At 66.1% G+C, this 22935-nt stretch carries 9 protein-coding genes; 5 read left to right on the top strand and 4 right to left on the bottom strand.

Translation table 11 applies throughout. The annotated features are described in order from the left end of the window. The first annotated feature begins 80 nt into the window (after nt 1-80). Complete coding sequence (locus OGV19_RS04405) at nt 81-1202, top strand: cupin-like domain-containing protein (RefSeq protein ID WP_264312299.1); 1122 nt, start codon at nt 81-83, stop codon at nt 1200-1202. 72 nt (nt 1203-1274) lie between these two features. After that, nucleotides 1275-2243 carry a siderophore-interacting protein gene (locus OGV19_RS04400; RefSeq protein ID WP_264312298.1) on the top strand — a complete coding sequence of 323 codons (969 nt, stop codon included), beginning with the start codon at nt 1275-1277 and terminating at the stop codon, nt 2241-2243. A gap of 181 nt (nt 2244-2424) precedes the next feature. Here the strand turns inward: OGV19_RS04400 and OGV19_RS04395 are convergent, their stop codons facing one another. The 3 genes from OGV19_RS04395 to OGV19_RS04385 form a co-directional block, all read right to left on the bottom strand. Continuing rightward, nucleotides 2425-3816 carry an aspartate aminotransferase family protein gene (locus tag OGV19_RS04395; protein ID WP_264312297.1) on the bottom strand — a complete coding sequence of 464 codons (1392 nt, stop codon included), beginning with the start codon at nt 3814-3816 and terminating at the stop codon, nt 2425-2427. Between the two features lie 165 nt (nt 3817-3981). Further along, nucleotides 3982-5304 (bottom strand): ATP-binding protein, encoded by a 1323-nt coding sequence (locus OGV19_RS04390; protein ID WP_264312296.1) that lies wholly within the window; start codon nt 5302-5304, stop codon nt 3982-3984. Further along, nucleotides 5301-5984, bottom strand: coding sequence for a response regulator (locus OGV19_RS04385; protein WP_264312295.1), 684 nt, complete (start codon nt 5982-5984; stop codon nt 5301-5303). Before OGV19_RS04385 ends, OGV19_RS04390 begins: the two co-directional genes overlap by 4 nt. A 164-nt stretch (nt 5985-6148) precedes the next feature. On the opposite strand from OGV19_RS04385, the gene dsbD reads away from it, so the two are divergent. From dsbD to dsbG, 3 genes are read left to right on the top strand one after another with little or no spacing between them, the layout of a single operon-like run. Beyond that, complete coding sequence (gene dsbD / locus OGV19_RS04380) at nt 6149-7861, top strand: protein-disulfide reductase DsbD (protein WP_264312294.1); 1713 nt, start codon at nt 6149-6151, stop codon at nt 7859-7861. Beyond that, complete coding sequence (locus tag OGV19_RS04375) at nt 7861-8697, top strand: TlpA family protein disulfide reductase (protein ID WP_264312293.1); 837 nt, start codon at nt 7861-7863, stop codon at nt 8695-8697. Before dsbD ends, OGV19_RS04375 begins: the two co-directional genes overlap by 1 nt. Before the next feature lies 1 nt (nt 8698). Continuing rightward, on the top strand, nt 8699-9460 hold the full coding sequence (gene dsbG / locus OGV19_RS04370) for a thiol:disulfide interchange protein DsbG (protein ID WP_264312292.1): 762 nt from the start codon (nt 8699-8701) through the stop codon (nt 9458-9460). 318 nt (nt 9461-9778) lie between these two features. On the opposite strand, the gene OGV19_RS04365 is transcribed toward dsbG, so the two are convergent. Further along, complete coding sequence (locus OGV19_RS04365; RefSeq protein WP_264312291.1) at nt 9779-22732, bottom strand: non-ribosomal peptide synthetase; 12954 nt, start codon at nt 22730-22732, stop codon at nt 9779-9781. Nucleotides 22733-22935 lie beyond the last annotated feature (203 nt).

Genomic DNA, 22935 nt, shown 5'->3' with positions numbered 1-22935 from the left:
AAATTAGCCACAGGCACGGCTAAATCGATGGCGGACACACTCGTTAACCCTGCACAACGAAATCCCGCCAGAGGCTAACCGTGGACCTTCAGAGCATCCTCAGCAAACTGTTCGCCAACGCCCATGCCGTGGGCATCGAAGGCGTATTCCAGTTCATCTTCGGCCAGGACCGGGCCTTTTGGTCGGAAGTGCGCGACACCAGCCGCACGGGTGTGGGCCGGCACAGCAGCCCGGATGTCACCATCGAAGTGGCCGAGCGCGATTTTCTCGGCATCATGGGCGGCACGGCCAACGTCGAGGAGCTGTTCGCCAGCGCCCGCCTGAAAATCACCGGCAACATGGGCCTGGCTACCTTGCTGCCGCAGATCATCAACAACGCCCGCAAAGGCGCCGCGGCGACCAAGGTAGCGATGAACCAGCGCTACCCAACGCCGGCACGCCTCAGCGAGCGGGTCTCGGCCGCGCTGCCAGTGCAGCGTGAGGTGCTGCGTATTGCCCGGGCAGACATGCCCCTGCATCGGTTTCAAAGCGACTACCTGGCCCACGGCATACCGGTGGTGCTCAGCGATGCCCTGCAGGACTGGCCTCTGTTCACCATGGGCCGCGAAGCGTCGCTTGAGCATTTCGCCGAACTGCAGGGCATTACCCGGCACGGTGACTACGTCAAGAAAACCTTCTCCACCGACCGCGACTTCCGCTCGACCTCCATGGCCGATTTCATTGCCTCGCTGGACACACCGGCCAAGCCTGGCGAAACGCCGGCCTACATGGGCAACAACATCGTCCCGGAAAAACTCCTGACGCTGATCCGTTTTCCCGATTACTTCGAGCGCCAGCGCTTCATCTCGCCACGCATCTGGATCGGGCCCAAGGGCACCCTGACGCCACTGCACCGCGATGACACCGACAACCTGTTCGCCCAGGTCTGGGGGCAAAAATCGTTCACCCTGGCCGCACCCCACCACCGGGCGGCACTGGGCACTTGGTCGACCAGCCCCAAAGGCGGCCTGGACGGCTGCGACTTCAACCCCGATGCCCCGGACTACCAGCGTTTCCCTGCCGCGCGCGAGGTGCCCTTGCTGCGCGTGGTGTTGCAGGCCGGTGACCTGCTGTTTTTGCCCGAAGGCTGGTTCCACCAGGTAGAGTCGGTGTCCACTTCGTTGTCGGTGAACTTCTGGGTGAACTCTGGGCGCGGCTGGTAACCGCCCTTACGGGCTAATTTGCGGTGGGGTTGGCTCGTTTTTAGAGAAACCCGCTTGCAAGAGGACTCCCGCATGTCCCACCCCGCCAGCCTGGCCCAGGCGCTGCAGCAAGGCTTGCGCCGGCTGATCAAGGGCCGCTCGCCGAGCACCAGCGCCTATCGCGTGTTCGACCTGGTGCTTGCCCGGCGCATCAGCCTCAGCCCGTCGCTGACGCGCCTGGTTTTCACCGGCCCCGAGGTCGCCGAGATGGCCACCCTGGCCCCCGATCAGCGCGTGAAGCTGTTCTTCCCTGCCCCCGATGGCTCGCTGCCCAGCCTGCCGAACGCCCGGCACTGGAAGGCCGCGCACAGCGCCCTGCCACCGGCCCAACGCCCACCTATGCGTACCTACACCATTCGTGACTTGCGCCGGGAAGCCCTGGAGGTCGATGTCGATTTCGTGCTGCATGGCGTCAACGGGCCGGCTTCGGCCTGGGCCACCCACGCCCAGGTGGGCGACGGCCTGCAGATGGTCGCCCCCAACCTGGCCTATGCCGGCGACCCGGGCGGCTATGAATGGAAGCCACCGCAGGGGGTACGCGAGGTGTTGCTGATCGGGGATGAAACGGCCCTGCCGGCCATTGCCGGCATCCTCGAACAATTGGCCGACGTACAGCCCGAGCTCGCCGTGCAGGCCTTTATCGAAGTGCCCCTGGAGGCCGACTGCCTGGCGTTGCGCCATAGCGCCGCCACCCACGTGCACTGGCTGCCCCGCGAGCTGCTGCACTGCGAGCATGGCCAGGCCATGCAGCATGCCGTACGCGAACTGGCCAGCCTGCCGAACGGCAGCGCCGCACCCCGCCTGAAGCTGGAAGAGGTAGACATCGACACACGCATCTTGTGGGAACAGGCCAGCACCTCCAACAGTGCATTTCATGCCTGGGTGGCGGGGGAGTCGGCGACGGTGATGGATATCCGCCGGTACCTGATCAAGGAGCGTGGCTTGCCGCGAGACTGCCTGACGTTGATGGGGTATTGGCGGGCCGGACGCACGTTTGACTGATTCGGCAAAAGCTCTGCGGGAGCAACTGTCTGGTTCGAAATTTTAAGGACGGCACGATCCCTGTTGTGGGAGCGGGCTTGCCCCGCGAACACCGGCGAAGCCGGTGCCAAGCACCGCGTGGCCCCATTCGCGGGAAAAGTCGGACCGCCGCAGATTGGGCCGCAGAGCGGCCCGGCAATGATCAGACAGCTGCTCTCAGCGCCTCGGCAAAACGCTGTGCCACGTCATCGATCTGCTCGCCACTGATGATCAACGGTGGCAGGAAGCGCACCACCGCACCATGGCGCCCACCCAGTTCCAGAATCAGGCCGCGCTTGAGGCATTCACGCTGCACCTTTGGCGCCAACTCACGGTTGGCCGCCGGGTGCCCCAGGGCATCGCGCTGGCCCTGCGGGTCGACCAACTCCACCCCAAGCATCAGCCCACGGCCACGGATATCACCCAGTTGCGGATAATCGCGCTGCAGGTGCAGCAAATGCTGACGCAGGCGCTGACCCATGGCCTCGGCATGCTCGGCCAGGCGATGTTCGACCAGGTAATTAATCACTGCGGAACCTGCGGCCATGGCCATCTGGTTGCCACGGAAGGTGCCGGCATGGGCGCCCGGCTTCCAGGTGTCCAGCCAGTCGCGGTACACCACCACCGCCAGCGGCAGGCTGCCGCCAATCGCCTTGGACAAGGTCACCACGTCCGGCACGATACCGGCATGCTCGAAAGCGAACATCCGCCCCGTGCGGGCAAAGCCGCTCTGGATTTCGTCGACGATCAGCGCCACGCCGGCTTGCTCGGTGATCCGCCGCACGCCCTTGAGCCACTCGATATCGGCCGGGATTACCCCGCCCTCGCCCTGCACCACTTCAAGAATCACTGCAGCCGGCAGCGGCACACCGCTTTCAGGGTCGAGCAGCAGGTTCTCCAGGTAATGCAGGTTGGCCTTGACCCCGGCTTCGCCACCCAGGCCGAACGGGCAACGGTAGTCGTACGGGTACGGCATGAACTGCACACCGTTACCCAGCAAGGCCCCCAGCGGCTGCTTCGGCCCGTGGCTGCCCATCAGGCTCAGCGCACCTTGGCTCATGCCATGGTAGGCGCCCTGGAAGGCCAGCACGGTGCTGCGCCCAGTGGCACCGCGCACCAGCTTCAGCGCCGCCTCAACGGCATCAGTCCCGGTCGGACCGCAGAATTGCACCTTGGCTTCACGGCGCAGCGCCTCGGGCAGCACGCCGAACAGGTCCTGCACAAAGCGGTCTTTGACCGGCGTGGTCAGATCCAGGGTGTGCAACGGCAGCTCGTCGGCCAGTACACGCTGGATCGCCTCGATCACCACCGGGTGGTTATGGCCCAGGGCCAAGGTGCCGGCACCGGCCAGGCAGTCGATGAACTGACGGCCTTCGACATCTTCAACATGAATGCCGCGGGCGCGCTTGAGCGCCAGCGGGATGCGCCGCGGGTAGCTGCGGGCGTTGGATTCTTGCTGCTGCTGGCGTTGCAGCAACGGCGAATCGGTGAACTCGTACAGGGGTTGCGGCGCACTGGCCGGCAAGACCTGGGCAAGGCTGGAAGCGGTCGACATGGGTAGATCCTCGCAAGCAAGCGAAAGTGCCCCGCCACGCCCCTGTAAGCAGATGTGTGCGGGTAGTTGTCGCTTGGAGAACGCTTCAGCGGTAGGAGGATTTAGCGGTTGTTGTGGGATTTTTGCAGCCTGGGCAGGCCCATAGACCGGCCCAGGCCAAGAAGATCAACGCCCCGAGCGCGCTGGCACCTGCAACAGCACCCGCAACCCATCGCTGCGGCTGTCGAAGCGCAGGCTGCCGGCACAGCGCTGGACAATCGCCTGGACGATCGCCAGCCCCAGCCCACACCCGCCACTCTGGCCATTGCGCCAGAAGCGCTCGGTCAGGTGCTGCAAGTCGTCTTCGGCAATGCCCGGCCCGTGGTCGCGCACCATGAACCCCACCTGGCCGTCAGCCATCTGCACCTCAAGCTCCACCGCGCTTTCGCCACCGTGGCGCAGGGCGTTGTCCAGCAGGTTGCGCAAGGCCGCAACTGCCAGCGGCGCCGGCATGCCCAGGTAGATTTGCGTGGCCTCCTCGGGCAATCGCAGGACGATGCGCCGATTGTCGCCACCGCCTGCATCCTGCACCGCCTGGCGGGCGACCTGCTCGGCGCTGCACTGCACGCCATCCTCGAACGACAGGCTGCCCTCGACACGTGCCAGCATCAGCAGTTGCTCAAGCGTGCGGTGCATGCGGTCAGTACCCTGCTCGGCATGCTCCAGCGCCTGTTCACGCACCGCGCCATCGGTCATGCGCGCGACCTGCAAGTGGGTCTTGATCGCCGTCAGCGGGCTGCGCAGCTCATGGGCAGCGTCATCGGTCAGGCGCCGCTCGCGCTCAAGGGTCTGGGCGATGCGCAGGAACAACTGGTTCTGGGTTTCCAGCAGCGGTTGCAGTTCGCTGGGCATGCCCGCCACTTGCAAGGGTTCGACGCTGTCGGCGCGCCTTCGCCGCAAGGCATCGCGCATCCGGTTGAGCGGCTCCAGGCCCTTGCCCAGGCCGATCCACAACAGGCCGAGGCTGCCGAGCAACGCCATCAGCACCGGCGCCGAGGCCGCCAGTAGAATCGACTGGTTGAGTGCCTCGCGCTCCATGTGGCGGTCAGCGGTGGTGATGCGCACATCGCCGTGGTTGTAGGTAAACGTGCGCCACAGCGCGCCGTCGATGGTCTGGTCACGGAAGCCGCTGCGCTGATCGTCCATGGCGCCATCATGCTTGTGGTTGCTGGCCAGGATTTCACCGCGCAACGAGCTCACCTGGCAGGCCATGCCATCCGGCACGCTGAACTGGTCGGCGGAAAAATGCGCATCTTCGCCCTTGGCCGCCAGCGGCTGCGGCAACTGGTCGATCAGCCCGGCCACCATGCGCGCCGAGGCCACCAGGCGCTGGTCGAGGGAAAACATCATCTGCTGGCGCAGGTCGCGCAGCATCCATGCAGCTGCCAGCACCCAGATGATCACGAAGGCGCTGCCCAGGATCAGGCTCAGGCGTACCCGCAGGCTCATGGTGCGACCTCTTCCGGTGCCTGCGCAGGGCCAAGCCGGTAACCCAGGCCGCGCACGGTCTCGACAATGCTGTTACCCAGCTTGCGGCGCAGGTGGTGGATATGCACGTTAAGGGCGTTGCTCTCGACCTCGTCGCTGAAACCGTACACGCAATCCTTCAACTGCTCGCTGGACAGCACCCGCCCTGGATTCTGCAGCAAGGCCTGGAGCAGTGCCTGCTCACGCCGGGAAAGGTCGACCGACCGGCCGGCCAGGGTTGCTTCGCAGCTGCTGGGGTCATAACGCAAAGGGCCATGCTCGATGGCATTTACCGCCCGCCCGGCCACCCGGCGCAGCAAGGTGTGCAGGCGCGCGGCCAGCTCGCGCAGGTCGAACGGCTTGAGCAGGTAATCGTCGGCACCGGCTTGCAGGCCATCGACCCGGTCGGTGACCGCATCGCGGGCGGTGAGCACCAGCACGGGCAGGGCCTCGCCCTGCTGGCGCAGGCGCCGCAGCAGCTTGAGGCCGTCCTCGTCGGGCAGGCCGAGGTCCAGAATCATCACATCGAACTGCGCAGCCTGGAGCATCGCCCGCGCACCCGCGGCTTTGGCTACCCGGTCCACGGTCAGGCCCTGGGCGGTGAGGCCGGCGCAGATGCCGCTGGCGATCAGGTCATCGTCCTCGCAGAGCAGAACATGCATGGTGGGGGCTCCGGGTTGGGTGAGGCAGATACTGCACCACGGGTGGATTAAGTGGAGATTATGAACCCGGCGCGGGCGTTTTGGGGGAAGTAAGACCGGGTTAACCTTGGGTTAATCGACCCAGGCCAGCATGGCCAACTTCAACGTACTGCCAAGGCGAAGACATGCGCGCCCTCTTACTCTTCCTGACATTCCTGCTGGCCGGCCCCCTGCAAGCCAACCCATTCGAGGTCAAATCCGACTTCCTGCCGGTCGACCAGGCCTTTGTGCTGAGTCACGACCGCCAGCCCGACGGCCAGATGCGCCTGTTCTTCCAGATCAAGCAAGGCTACTACCTGTACCAGAAGCGCCTGAAGTTCGACGGCCTGAGCGCCGAGCAGCAGCCACAACTGCCGCCTGCGCTCAATCACCATGACGAATTCTTCGGCGACAGCGCGGTGTACCGCGACCAGCTCGAACTGCTGATCCCCGCCAGCGCGCAAGGCCAGCTGCGCCTTGGGTGGCAAGGCTGTGCCGACGCTGGCCTGTGCTACCCGCCGCAGACCACTGCCATCGACCTGGGCGGCAGCGTGGCGCCCGCCGCCGATCAGGCCAGCGACCAAGCCCTGGCCAGCGACCTGCAACAGGGCAACCTGGCATGGGGCCTGCTGGCCTTCTTCGGCCTTGGCCTGCTGCTGGCCTTTACCCCCTGCTCGCTGCCGATGCTGCCGATCCTCGCCGGGCTGGTGCTGGGCAATGGCGCCAGCGCCCGGCGCGGCTGGCTGCTGGCCGGTGTCTACGTGCTGAGCATGGCGTTGGTGTATGCCGCCCTGGGGGTGGTCGCCGCGCTGCTCGGCGCCAGCCTGCAGGCCTGGTTGCAGCAACCCTGGCTGCTGGGCAGCCTGGCGGCACTGTTCGTGTTGCTGGCCCTGCCAATGTTCGGCGCCTTCGAGCTGCAATTGCCAGCCGCCCTGCGCGACCGCCTCGACCGCGCGGGGCAAGGCACCCGTGGCGGTAATCTGTACGGTGCGGCGTTGCTCGGCGCACTCTCCGGCTTGCTGCTCGGCCCGTGCATGACCGCACCGCTGGCCGGCGCGCTGCTGTACATCGCCCAGAGCGGCGACGTGCTGCAAGGCGCGCTGGTGTTGTTCAGCCTGGGCCTGGGCATGGGCGTGCCACTGCTGTTGCTGGTGACCTTGGGCAATCGCTACCTGCCACGCCCAGGCGCGTGGATGAACTTGGTCAAAGGTGTATTCGGCTTCGTGTTCCTGGCCATGGCTCTGTACACCGTGCGCAGCTTGCTGCCAGAGGCCCTGCTACTGGCCCTGAGCGGCGCCTGGCTGATCGCCCTGGCCTGGGCCGCGTGGCCGGCCCTGCACCGTATGCCTGCGCTTCGCGCGGTGCCGTTGCTGGGCGCACTCTGGGGCGGGCTGCTGCTGGTCGGTGCGGCGGCTGGGGGCGATGACCTTTGGCAACCCCTGCGACCGTTCGCCGGGGGCACTGCCCCTGCGGCCGCGCAACACGCAGAGGATGCATTCGTCACCGTCAGCCGCCCCGAAGACCTGCAACGCGAGCTGGACGCGGCCAAGGCCCGTGGCCAGTGGGTGATGGTCGACTACTATGCCGACTGGTGCGTGTCGTGCAAGGTCATGGAAAAAACCGTCTTCACCCGCGCCGACGTGCAAGCCAGCCTGGCCGGCGTGCACCTGCTGCGCCTGGACGTCACCGCCGACACTCCGGCGAGCAAGGCATTGTTGCAACGCTACCAGGTACCCGGCCCGCCCAGCATCCTCTGGGTCGGCCCGGAAGGCGACGAACGCCGCGCGCGGCGCATCACCGGTGAAGTGGATGCCGCCGCGTTCCTGCAACACTGGACCCAGACCAGGAGCCAAGGCTGATGCTGACCGTAACCCTCGGGCCATTGACCATGGCCCTCAACCACCTGCTGATGCTCACCGCCCTGGTGATCGCAAGCGTGGTCGGCTGGTGGGTCGCCCGACGCGGCGGCGAAAGCCCGGAGTCGGCACTGTTCAACCTGTTTCTGATCGGTGTTCTGTGCGCGCGCCTGGGCTTCGTCGTGGCTTACTGGCCGATGTACCGGGACGACTGGGGGCAGGTCATCGACATCCGCGACGGGGGCTTCCTGTTCTGGTCTGGCCTTGCCGGTATCGTGCTTGCGGCGCTCTGGCAAGGCTGGCGTCAACCTGGCCTGCGCCGCCCGCTGGGCTGGGCATTGTTCAGCGGCGCGCTGTTCTGGGGCCTGAGTAGCCTGGGCAGCCATTTGTACAGCAAAGGCACCGAACTGCCTGAACTGAGCCTGCGCAACGCCGGCGGGCAACCCGTGGCGCTGCACAGCTACCGTGGCAAGCCACTGGTCATCAACATCTGGGCCACCTGGTGCCCGCCTTGCCGGCGCGAAATGCCGGTGCTGCAACAGGCCCAGGGCGACTATCCCCACGTGACCTTCATCTTCGTCAACCAGGGTGAGACGCCCGAGAATGTCAGCACCTTCCTCGCCACCACCGGCTTGAGCCTGACCCACGTGCTGTTCGACGGCGCCGGCCAACTGGCCCAGCGCGTCGGCTCGATGGCGCTGCCCACCACGCTGTTCTACGACAGTGACGGGCGGCTGATCGGCAGCCACCTTGGCGAGCTGTCCCGGGCAAGCCTGCGCCATGCCTTGGAACCTTTCGACCGGGCCATCGCGCCCACCCCTGCCGCACAAGGAAACTGACATGCGATTGACTGCACTACTGCCCCTGTCCCTAGCCCTGCTGGCCACCTCGCACCTGCACGCCGAAGAAGCCCTGCCCAAGGCGATCCAGCAACTGCAAGCCAAGGGCGCCGTGATCAAGGGCAGCTTCGACGCCCCCGATGGCCTGCGCGGCTACGCCGCCGAATACCAGAACAACGGCATCGCCCTGTACCTGACGCCTGATGGCAAGCATGTGCTGGTCGGTAGCCTGTTCGATGAACAAGGCCAAGACCTCAGCGCCGCACCGCTGGAAAAACTGGTGTACGGGCCGATGAGCAAAGAAATCTGGGCGAAGATGGAGAAAACGTCCTGGATCGCCGATGGCAAGGCTGATGCGCCGCGCAAGGTGTACCTGTTCAGCGACCCCAACTGCCCGTACTGCAATATGTTCTGGGAGCAGGCACGGCCATGGGTGGCGTCGGGCAAGGTGCAGTTGCGCCACATCATGGTTGGCATCATTCGCGAGGACAGCCCCGCCAAGTCGGCGGCATTGCTGGCCGCAAAAGACCCGGCCAAGGCATTGGCAGAGCACGAGAAGGCCGGCAAGGCCAGTACGCTCAAGCCGCTGGAGAAGGTGCCAGAAGCCGTGCAGCAGAAGCTGGCGGCGAACATGGCGTTGATGGAAGAAATGGGGCTGCAGGCGACCCCGGCGATTTTCTACCAGGATGAGCAGGGTAACTTGCAGAGCCAGCAAGGGGCGCCGCGGCCGGAGCTGCTTGGGAAGATTCTCGGCAAACGCTAGCGCATGTCTTGAGTTTTGCAGTGAGGCGGAAATCGAGCGCCGCCCACGCGGCGCTTCGCGGGGCAAGCCCGCTCCCACATTTGTTTCGGGCCAGTTTCGCCTGTGCCTTCCGCGCGCGCACCCTTGGCGCATGGCTGGAAATAGAAGAAGAGCAAATGCTTACCCTTCGATATCCAATGGGACAAACAGGGGGCGCGCGCCAATGACTCAGGAGTGATTGGCCCGAAACAAATGTGGGAGCGGGCTTGCCCCGCGAAGCGCCGCGTGGGCGGCGCTCGATTTCCGCCGCCCTGCAAAACTCAAGGCGAAACCCTAACCCTACAGCCCCTCGAGCTCCGCCATCAGGTCACTAAGCCGGTCGACCTTGTCGTCATCCAGCACACTCCCCTGCAACCCCTCCACATACACCGCCAGCTCCTCCACCGTGCTGCACTCGAACATCGCCCGCAGCGGTACATTCAACTGCAACTGCTTCTGCACCCGCGAAGCGATCTGCGTGGCCAGCAGCGAATGCCCGCCCAGCTCGAAGAAGTTGTCGTGTACCCCTACCCGTTCGGCCTTGAGCACATCGGCCCAGATACCGGCCAACACCGTTTCCAGCTCGTTGCGCGGCGCCTGGTAGGCTTGGCTGTGCTGCCCGCCGATATCGATGGCCGGCAGTGCCTTGCGGTCGAGCTTGCCGTTGGCGTTGTGCGGCAGACTGTCGAACCAGCCCCAGCGCAGGGGCACCATGTACTCGGGCAATGCCGCGCGCAGACGCTGCTTGATCTGTTCTAGCAACGCCGCATCAGGGGTGACGCCCTGGTGGGCCACCAGGTAGCCGACCAGATGTTTGCCGTTGACGCCTTCCTGCACGCCAACTGCAGCATCACGGATCTCGGCTTGTTCGTGCAGACGCGCTTCGATCTCGCCCAATTCGATGCGATAACCGCGGATCTTCACCTGGTGATCGATCCGGCCCACATACTCCAACACACCGTCCGGACGCTGGCGCGCCAGGTCGCCGGTGCGGTACAGGCGCTCGCCCGGCGCGCCATGGGGATGCGGGATGAAGGCCATGGCGGTACGCACCGGGTCGCCGACATAGCCACGGCCCACGCCGGTACCGGCAACACACAGCTCGCCAACCGCGCCCAAGGGCACCAACGCCTGGTCCTCGCCGAACAGATACAGGCGGTTGTTGTCGGTCGGGGTACCAATCGGCAGGTAACTGCCGCGAGTGGACTCGACATCGACACGGAAGAACGCCACGTCGTCCGAGCACTCCGCCGGGCCGTAGGCATTGACCAGGCCGATATCGGGGTAACGCTGCAGCCATTGCGAGGCCAGCTCCGGTGGCATGGCCTCACCGGTCGGCAGCATCCAGCGCAGGCCGTCGAGGGCCTGGTGATCGTTGGCCAGCATGCCCTGGATCAGCGACGGTACGCTTTCCAGCACGGTGATGCCGGTGGCCTGGACATGTGCCAGCAGGCCCTGCGGATCATGGGCGATGGCATTGGGCACGATCTCCAGCCTGGCGCCGAACAACGGTGCGGCCAGGAACTGCCAGACCGAAATGTCAAAGCTCTGCGAAGCGGTCTGGGCGATCACGTCCTGTTCGCTCAGGGCCAGGTAAGGCACCTTGCTGAGCTGGTTGTTGAGCATGCCGCGCTGCTCGACCATCACCCCTTTGGGCAACCCGGTGGAGCCTGAGGTGTAGATGACGTAGGCGAGGTTATCCGGCCCGCTGTGGATACCGGGGTTGTGGCTGGCGACGTTGCTTGCCTGGATGTCTTCCCACACCAGCAACTTTGGCCGCGCCACACCACCCAGTTCGTCGAACAACTGCCGGCCCTGCTCGGCACAGGCCGCGCTGCACACCAGCACCGGTGTGCGGCTGAGCGCGACGATGCGCTGCAGGCGCGCGGTCGGCAGGCCAGGGTCCAGCGGCAGGTAACCGGCACCTGCCTTGAAGCTGCCGACGATCATGCCCAGCAGCGGCAAGCCGCGTTCGGCCAACAGCGCAACCGGCTGATCGACTGTCACGCCAGCGCCGATCAAGGCATGGCCCAGGCGGTTGGCCGCAAGGTTCAGGCCCGCGTAGTCAAAAGACGCCTCAAGGCAACGTGCCACGGTGCGCTGCGGGTGCGCAGTGACCTGCGCCTCGAACTGCTCGACATAGCTCTGCTCCAGCGCGTAGGCGTGCTCGGTGCGGTTGCAGTCTTCAAGCAGGAAGCGTTGTTCTTCGGCACCCAGCAGCGGCAGGTTGCTCACCTCCCCTTCGAAGCCCTGCACCAACGCCAACAGCAGGCGCTTGAACTCGGCCAGCAGACGTTCGACGGTCGAAAAGTCGAAGTAGCGCTGGTCGAACGACAGGTGCAGGCCCAGGTCATCACCGGGGTAGCACACCGCCGTCAACGGGAAGTTGGTGTGGGTACGGCCCGAGTCGGAGCTGGCGTTGAGGTGCTGCGCATGGTCGAGCACCGCAGTTTCCACCGGCGCGTTCTCGAACACGAACAGGCTGTTGAACAGCGGCTGGCCCTTGGGCAGTTCGCTGCATTCCTGAATCGCCACCAGCGGCAGGTACTCGTACTCGCGCACTTCCATGTTGTGCTCAAGCAGGCCTTGCAGCCACTGGCGCACGCTGCAGCGCTCGCCTGCCGTTGGCAACTGCACACGCAAGGCGATGCTGTTGATGAACAGGCCGACGGTGCGCTGCATCTGCGGCATGCTCACCGGGCGCCCGGCCACGGTGACGCCGAAGGCCACGTCGCGCTCGCCGCTGTAGCGCGCCAGCACCAGGGCCCAGGCCGCCTGGGCGAAGGTGTTGATGGTCAGCTGATGGGCCTGGGCCAGTTCACGCAAACGCACACCGTCACTGATGTCCAGGCGGGTATAGCAGTCGCCGACGATCATGCCGTCACCGGCGTGGTCGTGGCGCAACGGGCGGTCACTGGGGACCGCCGTGGCCCGTTCGAAGCCGGCCAGGTTGGCCTGCCACCACTGGCGCGCTTCGTTCAGGTCCTGGCGTTGCAGCCAGCCGATGTAGTCACGGTAGCGCGGCGGTACCGGTAACTGGGTCGGGCGGCCTTCACCCAGGGCCTGGTAGACCTCGAAGAAGTCGTTCATCAGCAACGAGCGGCACCAGGCATCGATGAGGATGTGGTGGTTGCTCATCATGAACCAGTAGCGCTCATCGGCGACCCGCACCAGGCGCAGGTGGAACGGCGCTTCTCGCAGCAGTTCGAAACCGGCCTCACGCTCTTGCTTGTGCAAGGCTTGCAGGCGCGCTTCCTGGGCGCTGTCGTCGAGGCCGCGCCAGTCTTGGTAATCCACTGCCGTCTTGCCCGGCTTGTGGATAATCTGCAGCATCGCCTCGCCGGCGTTCCAGCTGAACGACGCCCGCAGTGCCTCATGACGCGCCACCACCGCCTGCCAGGCCTGGGCGAAGCGTTCGGGGTCGAGCGCGCTGTTGATGCGGTAGCGGTCCTGCATGTAGTAGATGCCGGTGCCGGGCTCCAGCAGGGTGTGCAGCAGCATGCCTTCCTGCATCGGTGTCAGCGGGTAGACATCGTCGATCTCGGCGGCGGCGACCGGCAAGCTGTCGATCTGCTCCTGGGTCAGGTGCGCCAACGGGAAGTCCGATGGCGTGAAGCTGCCGTTGCCGTCGGCCAGGCAATGGCCGACCAGTGCCAACAGCTCCTGGCGGTAGCCTTCGGCCAGGGTGGCGATGGTCTGCTCGTCGTAGCGTTCGGCGCTGTAGGTCCAGCGCAACTGCAGGGCGCCGGCATAGACCTGGCCATCGACACTCAACCAGTTGGGCAGCGGCGCCTCCAGGTCATGGGCCAGGCCCACCGGTGCGTCCAGCGGCTGGAACAGCGCATCGGCGTCAAACTGCTGGTCGAACTGCCCCAGGTAGTTGAAGGTGATCCGTGCCTGCGGCAGTGCGGCCATGCGCTCACGCCCGGCCTCGTCGGCCAGGTAGCGCAGCACGCCATAGCCCTGGCCTTTGTGCGGCACTTGGCGCAGTTGCTCCTTGACCCGTTTGATCGAGCTGGCGCGAGCGGCATCGTCATCACCCAGCACCGGGCAAAGGCTCAGCGGGTAGGCGTTGGTGAACCAGCCGACGCTGCGGGTCAGGTCCATGTCCTCGAACAGCCCGTCGCGGCCATGGCCTTCGAGCTGTACCAGCACCTCGCCGTCACCACTCCACCGGCACAAGGTTCGGGCCAGGGCCGTCAACAGCAGGTCGTTGACCTGAGTGTGGTAGGCCGCCGGCGCCTGTTGCAGCAACTGTCGGGTCTGCTCGGCATCCAGGCCGATGGCCAGGGTACGGGCGTGGCGGTGCAGGTTGCCGCCCTGCGGGTGATCACACGGCAGTTCGTGGCGCACCGTGCCGAGCTGGCCGTGCCACCAGTCCAGCTCATCGCGCAGCGAATCGCTACCAGCATAGCTGGCCAGGCGTGCGGCCCAATCGCCCAAGGTGTGGGTCTTGGCCGCCAGCGACTGGCCACGGTACAGCGCCTGCAAGTCTTCAAGCAGCACGCGCCAGGACACACCATCGACCACCAGGTGATGGATCGCCAGCAGCAAGCGTTGGCGGCCCTGCCCGTCCGTCACCAGCAAGGCGCGCAACAGTGGGCCTTGTGCCAGGTCGAGGCTGCGCTGCAAGTCGGTGTACAACGCCTGGCACTCGCCGAAATCGGCGACCGTGGCCGCCCACAGCAACGACGGAGCGACAGGCTGGGCGTACTCGGCCTGCCAGCGGCCATTGGCCTGGCTGAAGCGCAGGCGCAGGGTGTCGTGATGCTGCACCAGCGCGGCCAGGGCCTGCTCCAGGGCGGCGCCATCCAGAGGCTGACGCGCCTCCAGCAACACCGCCTGGTTCCAGTGCTGGGGCTGGGCCACTTCGCTGTCGAAGAACCAGTGCTGGATCGGCGTCAGCCCGGTTTGCCCCTGGCGCAGGCCCTGCTCGATGCTGCTTGGCGCGGCGCTCAGGCTGACCACGCTGGCCAGGGTCTGGATGGTCTGGTGCTGGAACAGGTCACGCGGGGTGAACTGCAGGCCCAGCTGACGGGCACGGCTGACCACCTGGATCGACAGAATCGAGTCGCCACCCAGCTCGAAGAAGTTGTCCTGCACGCCGACACGGGCAACGTTGAGCACATCGCGCCAGATGTTCGCCAGCTGCGCCTCCACTTCGCTGCCTGGGGCCTGGTAACGCTGCTGCGCCTGTTCCAGGTCCGGCAGCGGCAGCGCCTTGCGGTCGAGCTTGCCGTTACCCATCAGCGGCAGGCTGTCGAGCAACACCAGGTGCGCAGGCACCATGTAGTCCGGCAACTGCTGACGGGCATCGGCCTTGACCGCTTCGCGCAGCGCGGCCTGGGCCTCGCTGCCAGCGCCGGCCTGCTTGCACACCAGGTAACCCACCAGTTGCTTGCCGCCCGGCAAGTCGAGGGCCAGGACCACCGCCTCATCGACATCGGCATGCGCCTGCAGGCGGCTTTCAATTTCGCCCAACTCGATGCGGAAACCGCGAATTTTCACCTGCTGGTCGGCACGGCCGACATACTCCACCAACCCATCGACGCCCAGACGCACCAGATCGCCGGTGCGGTACAGGCGCCCACCCTCGGTGCTGAACGGGTCGGCCACGAAGCGCTCGGCGCTCAGCCCCGGGCGGTCGTGATAACCCTGGGCCAGGCCGGCACCACCGATGTACAGCTCGCCGATACCACCTTGTGGCAGCAAGGCCAGGTCCTCATCGAGGATGTAGGCACTGCGCGTGCCGATCACACGGCCAATCGGCACGCTGCCCATGTCAGCCGACAGCGTTTGTGGGGCCAGGCAAGCCAGCGGCATGACCACGGTTTCGGTCGGGCCGTAGGCGTTGAAGAACTGCTGCGGCGCGAACGCCTGGCGAATGCGCTGCAGGTGCTCGCCGGTCAGCGCCTCGCCGCCGGTGATCACCAGGCGCACCGGCAACTGCTCGCCCTGCCCGGCCAGGTACTGGGCCAACTGGCTGCCGTAGCTTGGGGTAAAGCCAAGGATGCTCACCTGCTGCTCACGCACCAGCTGGCAAATCTCTTCAGCGCCCCACTGGCCCTGAGCCCGTATCACCACACGGGCACCACACAGCAGTGGGGTCAGCAGGCGTTCGCTGGCAGCGTCGAAGTTGATCGAGTAGAAGTGCAGTTCGCAGTCATCGCTGCGCATGCCGAAGGCCTCGATCACGGCCTGGCAGTGCATGGCGATTTCACCGTGGCTGACCACCACGCCCTTGGGCTTGCCGGTAGAGCCTGAGGTGTAGATCAGGTAGGCCTGATGCTGCGGCAGGTTGAGGTTGTCCAGCGCGGCATCGCTGAAGGCCGACAAGCTTGCAGCATCGTCTTCCAGGCTCCAGCACGCCACCCCGTCGGGCAGCTCGCCCAGGCTTTCGAGCAGTGCGCGTTGGCTGAGCAGCAGGCCGATACGGCTGTCTTCGATCATGTAGCGCAAACGGTCGAGGGGGTACTCGGGGTCGAGCGGCACATAGGCACCGCCCGCCTTGAGGATGGCCAGCAGGCCGATGACCATTTCCAGCGAGCGCTCCAGGGCCAGGCCGACGCGCACCTGCGGGCCGACCCCGCGCTCGCGCAGGGCGCGGGCCAGGCGGTTGGCCCGCAGGTCCAGCTCGGCGTAGCTCAGGTGCTGGCCAGCGAAGGTCAGCGCAGGGGCGTGCGGTGTGCGCGCAGCCTGGGCGGCGAACAGGCCGTGCAAGGTCTGGTCGAGGGCGAAACCCTGCTCGCCCTGCAACTGGCCCACCAGCACCTGCTGCTCGCCCGCGCTCAGCATCGGCAGCTCGCACAGGCGCTGTTGCGGGTCGTCCAACAGGCCGACCAGCAACTGTTGCCAGTGTTCGGCCATGCGCGCAATGCGCGGCGCGTCGAACAGGTCGAGGCTGTAGGTCAGGCAGCAGCCCAGGCGGCCATCAAGGTCGGTGACTTCAAGGTACAGGTCGAACTTGGTGGCACTGGCGTCGTTGACCAGGTAATCGACCTGCATACCGGCCAGCTCGCGGCTTTGCTGGAACGCCCAGCGCTGCACGTTGCACATCACCTGGAACAACGGGTTGTAGGCACTGCTGCGCGGTGGTTGCAGGGCTTCGACCAACTGGTCGAAAGGCAGGTCCTGGTGCGACTGGCCTTCGATGGCGGCCTGGCGCATCTGCTCCAGCAGCGTGGCGGCGGTCATCTGGCCATCCAGTTCGCAACGCAGCACCTGGGTGTTGAGGAAGGCGCCGATCAGCCCCTCGCTCTCCGGGCGGATACGGTTGGCCACCGGCGCGCCGATGCGCAGATCACGCTGGCCGCTGTAGCGGTGCAACAAAGCCGCCAGGGTGGCCGTCATGGTCATGAACAGGGTCAGCCCGCGCTGGCTGTTGAAGGCGTGCACGCGGGCCACCAGCGCTGGGTCGAGCTCGAAGCGGTACAACTCGCCACAATGGCTCTGCACCGCTGGGCGCGGGCGATCGGACGGCAATGCCAATACCGGGTGCTCATCGCCCAAGCGGGCTTTCCAGTAGGCCAACTGCCGAGCGCCTTCGCCGCTTTCCAGCCATTGCCGCTGCCACACGCTGTAGTCCAGGTATTGCACCGGCAGCGGCGTCAGTGGCGACTCGCGATCATCGACAAAGGCTTCGTACAGCTCGCCCAGCTCGCGGGCGAAGATGTCCATGGCCCAGCCTTCGGTGACGATGTGATGCAAGGTCAGGACGAAGTAATGCTCACGCTCCTCGGCCTTGACCAGGCAGGCGCGCAGCAGCGGGCCGCGCTCCAGGTCGAACGGCTGGTGTGCCTGGTCGTCGGCCAGCTGTTGCAGGCGTTGCTGGCGGGCCTCGGCGGGCAAGGCGCTGAAGTCCTGCCAGTCGAGCTGCAGGCCACTGTCTTCGGCCACGCACTGGTACGCCACGCCGTCGATGCTGGGGAAGGTGGTGCGCAGGGTTTCGTGACGCACGATCAGTGCCTGCAACGCGCGTTCGAACGCGTCCACGTGCAGCGCGCCACGCAGGCGGGCCATGCCGCCGACGTTGTAGGCGGGGCTGTCTGGCTCCATCTGCCAAAGGAACCACATGCGCTGTTGCGAGTACGACAACGGCACCGCCTGGCGGCGGTCGACGCGGGCGATCTCGCCTTGCAGGTTATGCTCGCCGGCAGCCCGGATGCGCGCGATCTCGATGCAGAAAGCACCCAGCTCACTGGCCTCGAACAGCACTTTGAGCGGCAGCTCGACATCGCACGCCTGACGGGTTCGCGAGACGATCTGGGTGGCGAGCAGCGAGTGGCCGCCCAGGGCGAAGAAGTCGTCCTGCAGGCCTACACGCGGCAGGTTCAGCACTTCGCGCCAGATAGCGGCGACCTGTTGCTGCAACGCACTTTGCGGCTCGACATGCTCGCGCTGTTGCCACACCGGGGCGGGCAGCGCCTTGCGATCGACCTTGCCGCTTGGGCCCAATGGCAAGTGTGCCAGCGGGATCAGTTGCGCCGGCACCATGTACGCCGGCAGTTGCTCGGCCAAGGCGGCCAGCAGTACAGCCGGTTCAGCCGCACCGCTGTAGTAGCCGACCAGTTGCGCACCCACGGCGTCCTTATGGATCAGCACCAGTGCCTGCTCGACACCTGGCAGCGCCAACAGGCAGGCCTGGACTTCCTCGGGCTCGACGCGGAAACCGCGCACCTTCACTTGCTGATCGAGACGCCCAAGGTATTCCAATGCCTGCAGTTGGACTTGCCAGCGGGCCCGGTCACCACTGCGGTACAGACGCTGGCCGTCGCCATCGGCCTGGGGCACGAAGCGCTCGGCGGTCAGGCCGGGGCGGCCCAGGTAACCGCGGGCCAGGCCTGCGCCGCCCAGGTACAGCTCACCCGGCACGCCGGGGGCGGTCAGTTCCAGTTCAGCGTCCAGCACACGGCACAGCACGTTGCCCAATGGGCGGCCGATAGGCGAACGCTCGCCGTCCTCGGCCTGGCAGTGCCAGTGGGTGACGTTGATCGCGGTTTCGGTCGGGCCATAACGGTTATGCAGTTGCACCTGCGGCAGCAATTGCAGCACCCGGTCTCGCAGGCTGGCCGACAACGCCTCGCCCCCGGAGAACAGCCAACGCAGGCTGGTGCATGCCGCTGCCTGCGGCTCCTGCACGAACACCTGCAACAGCGGCGGCACGAAGTGCAACGTGGTCACGCCATGCTGCTGCACCAGTGCAGCTATGCGCTGTGGGTCGCGGTGTTCGCCAGGGCCTGCCAGCACCAGTTTGCAGCCGGTGATCAGTGGCCAGAAGCATTCCCACACCGAGACGTCGAAGCTGATCGGCGCTTTTTGCATCAGCACGTCGCTGTCGTTCAGCGCGTAGGTGGCCTGCATCCATTGCAGGCGTTCGGCCAGGGCCGCATGGGTATTGCCCACGCCCTTGGGCTGGCCGGTGGAGCCCGAGGTGTAGATCACGTAGGCCACGTTGTCGCCGTGCAGGTGCAGGCCGGGGGCATGGCTGGGCCAGCTGTCCAGGTGCAACTGGTCCAGGGCGATGGCGCTGACGCCTTCGACCTGCGGTAGCTTGCCCAGCAGGCCGCTGTGGCTCAACAGCAGGCTGGCGTTACAGTCGCCGAGCATGTAGGCCAGGCGCTCGGCCGGGTAGTCCACGTCCAGCGGCACGTAAGCGCCGCCGGCCTTGAGGATGGCCAGCAGGCCGACCAGCAGCTGCGGCGAACGCTCGACGGCGATGGCCACGCAGGTGTCGGGGCCGACGCCTTTGTCACGCAGGTAATGGGCCAGGCGGTTGGCCTGCTGGTGCAACTCGGCATAGTCGAGGCTGCCGCCCTGCCAGGCCAGCGCCGTGCGCTGCGGGGTCAGCCGGGCCTGTTCGTTGAGCTGCTCGACCAACAGACGCTGAGGCGCCGCAGCCGCTGCCTGGCCCCAGCCGAGCAGCTGTGCGCGGTGGTGTTCATCGAGCAACTGCACCTCGCCCAGCGCTAGCTGCGGCTGGGCGCACACCTGCTCCAGCAACGCCAACAGGTGGGCGGCGAGGCGTTTTACGGTGCTGGCCTCGAACAGTTCGGCGGCATAGTCGAAGGCCAAAGTCAGGCGGCCTTGATGGTCCTCTTCGCTGTGCAGTTGCAGGTCGAACTTGGCTTCGCGGCTGTGCCAGGGCAATTCTTCGGCAAGCAGGCCAGGCAAGCGCCGCAGCGCCGAAAGGTCGCGCTGCTGGTGGTTGAACATGACCTGGAACAGGCCCTGCTCGCGGGCTTCGGGCAAGGCTTCGAGCAGTTGTTCGAACGGCAGGTCCTGATTGGCCTGGGCCTCCAGGGTGGCCTGACGGGCCTGGGCCAGCAGTTGCTCGAAGGGCAAGCGGCCATGCAATTGCGCACGCAGCACCTGGCTGTTGATGAAGAAACCGACCAGGCCTTGGGTTTCGAGGCGCGGGCGGTTGGCATTGGGCACGCCGACGCGGATGTCTGCCTGGCCAGTGTAGCGGTGCAGCACGCTTTGCCAGCCAGCCAACAGCACCATGAACAGGCTCGCCTGCTGCTCGCGGGCAAGGCCCTTGAGCGCTTCGGTCAGTTTGGCCGGCACCTTCAGGTGGTAGCGCGCCGCGCGTTTGTCACGCTGGCTGGCGCGGGGCTGGTCGGTGCACAGGTCAAGCACTGGCAGTTCATCACCCAGCTTGGCTTTCCAGTAGTGCAACTGGCGCTCGGCCTCGCCGTCGGCCAGCCATTGCCGTTGCCAGGTGCCGTAGTCGGCATAACCCAGTGGCAGCGGCGCCAGGTTGGCCGTTTGGCCCTGGCAGTGCGCGGCGTACAGTTTGGCGAACTCGTCGAGCAAGATGTTCAGCGACCAGCCATCGGCGACGATGTGGTGCAGCGTCACCCACAGTTGGTGGTCTTCATCGTCCAGGCGCGCCAGGGTCACGCGCAGCAGTGGGCCTTGGCTGAGGTCGAACGGCTGCTGGGCCTCTTCCTCGCGGCACGCTGCAATCCGTTCGGCGGGCTGGCCGTCGAGGTCCAGGCGACGCAGGCTGAACGGCTGTTGCGGGTGAATCCGCTGCAGGGCTTGGCCATCCGTTTCGCTGAACACCGTGCGCAGCGATTCATGGCGTGCCACCAGGGCCTGGAAGGCAGCCTCCAGCGCGGCAACGTCCAGTTCACCGCGCAGGTGCAGGCCGGCCGGAATGTTGTAGGCCGCCGATTGCGGTTCCAGTTGCCAGAGCAGCCACAGGCGGTTCTGTGCCAGCGATTGCGGCACCGATTGATCGCGGCCCAGGGTGGCGATGGCATGGGCTTGGGCCCCGCCTTCAGCGAGGATCGCAGCGACCGCAGCGCTGTACTCGCCCAGCAGCGGGGCTTCGAACAAGCTACGCAGGCTCAGGTTGATACCCAGCTCATCCGCCAGGCGCGCCGTGGCCTGGGTGGCTGCGATGGAGTTGCCGCCCAGTAGCAGGAAGTGGTCGTCCGCCGCCACGGCTTCAACCTTGAGCACGTCCCGCCACACCGCAGCGATACGGGCCTGCAGATCATCGACCACAGCGCCGCCTGCGTGTTGCTCGCGGGCCTCGGGGAAGCGCGCGTAACAGTCGAGGCTGCCATCGTCCATGCGCTGGCGGCAGGCCGAGCGTTGCAGCTTGCCGCTGGAGGTCTTGGGCAGTGCGCCCGGGTTAAGCAGCAGGACCACGGCCGGCGCCTGGCGGCAGGCATCGGCAATGACCTGACGCAGGGTCTTGATCAGTGCCTGAGGGTCGACAGCTTTTTGCACGTTGCGGCTGATCTCCACCGCCACGCCGATGCCCTCCTCGCCCTGGTGGTCCACGGCAAATACCGCCACGCGGCCTTTGCGCAGCACATCGACTTCACGCTCCAGGGTCTTCTCAAGGTCTTGCGGGTAGAGGTTCTGGCCACGGACGATGAGCATGTCTTTCAAACGCCCAGTGACGAACACTTCACCCTCGCGCATGAAACCCAGGTCGCCGGTACGCAACCAGGTCTGGCCATCCCGCTCGACGAAGGTGCGGGCGCTGGCCTCGGGGTTGCGCCAGTAGCCCAGGGCGATGCTCGGGCCACCCGCCCAAATCTCACCGACCTGGTTGTCGCCCAGTTGTTCAAGGCGCTGGGGCTCGACAATGCGAACCGCATGCCCTGGCTGCGGGTAGCCACAGCTCATCAGCACGCTGCCGCTGCCGTTTTCGGCGCGGTTGGCAGCGAAGGCTTCGGCGTCCAGCGACAGGGCGCCGATGCCCTGGCCACGGCGGCTGCCGCTGACGAACAGGGTCGCCTCGGCCAGGCCATAGCTGGCGAAGAAGCTCTGCGGGTCGAAGCCACAGGCCTGGAACTTGTCGGCGAAGGTTGCCAGGCTGTCCTGGCGGATCGGTTCGGAGCCGGAATAGGCCACGCGCCAGCGGCTCAGGTCGAGCCCGGCGAGGGACGCCTCGCTGACCCGCTCGCTGCACAGACGGTAGGCGAAGTCGGGGCCACCGCTGATGGTGCCGCCGTACTCGCTGATGGCCTGCAACCAGCGCAGGGGCCGGGCGAGGAAGTAACCTGGCGACATCAGCACGCACGGCACGCCGCTGAAGATCGGCTGCAGCAAGCCGCCGATCAGGCCCATGTCGTGGTACAGCGGCAGCCAGCTGACGATGACATCGTCGGGGTTCACAGCAATGCCGAAGCCGTGACGGATCAACTGCTCGTTGGCCACCAGGTTGCCGTGGCTGACCTGCACGCCCTTGGGCAATGCGGTGGAGCCAGAGGTGTACTGGAGGAAGGCAATGTCGTCGCCGGCCAGGGTAGGTTCGCGCCAGGCATCGGCCAGGGCCGACTCAAGGCCATCCACGGCCAGCAGCTCGGGGGCGTTAGCTGCCGTCAGCGCGTCCAGGCCCTGCAGGCTGTCGTGCAGCGCCGCTACCGTCAGCAGCAGGCGCGGTTCGGCGTCGTCGATGATCGACAGCAGGCGCTCCTGGTGATGGTGACGGGTGGATTCCGGTGGGTACGCCGGCACGGCGATAACGCCGGCGTAGAGGCAACCAAAGAACGCCGCGACATAGTCCGGCCCGCTGGGGAACAGCAGCACCGCACGGTCGCCGAACTCGGCGCGGGCCTGCAAGGCGGCGGCGATGGTGCGCGCGCGCCTGTCCAGGTCCCGATAGCTGAGCACGGCCTGCTCACCGGGAGCGTCGGCCAGAAAGCGCAGGGCTATCTTGTCCGGGGTCTGCGCGGCGCGTTGCGCCAGGGCCTGGACCAGCGAGAGCGGGAGTTCGAAGGCGTCCGTCATGGGGTGTTCCTGCCAGTGTCTGGTGAAGTCGGGCCGGCTGCGCCGCGCACGTCGGCGGGCAGCACTCGGCGGCCGGATGTACACAGGGGAACGGATGGGCGGGGCAAGAAATTAAACGGATAACGCGGTAGCAGGCAGGGCAAAAGGTGAACTGTTTCACGCGAGCTGCTTAGAACCGAAACTTACAGATACTAATTACGTTT

Origin of the sequence: Pseudomonas putida (genome assembly GCF_025905425.1) — a bacterium.
Taxonomy (GTDB): Bacteria; Pseudomonadota; Gammaproteobacteria; order Pseudomonadales; family Pseudomonadaceae; genus Aquipseudomonas; species Aquipseudomonas putida_AF.
The sequence above is the reverse complement of the archived record's forward strand: the minus strand, read 5'-3'. Positions and strand labels throughout refer to the sequence as shown.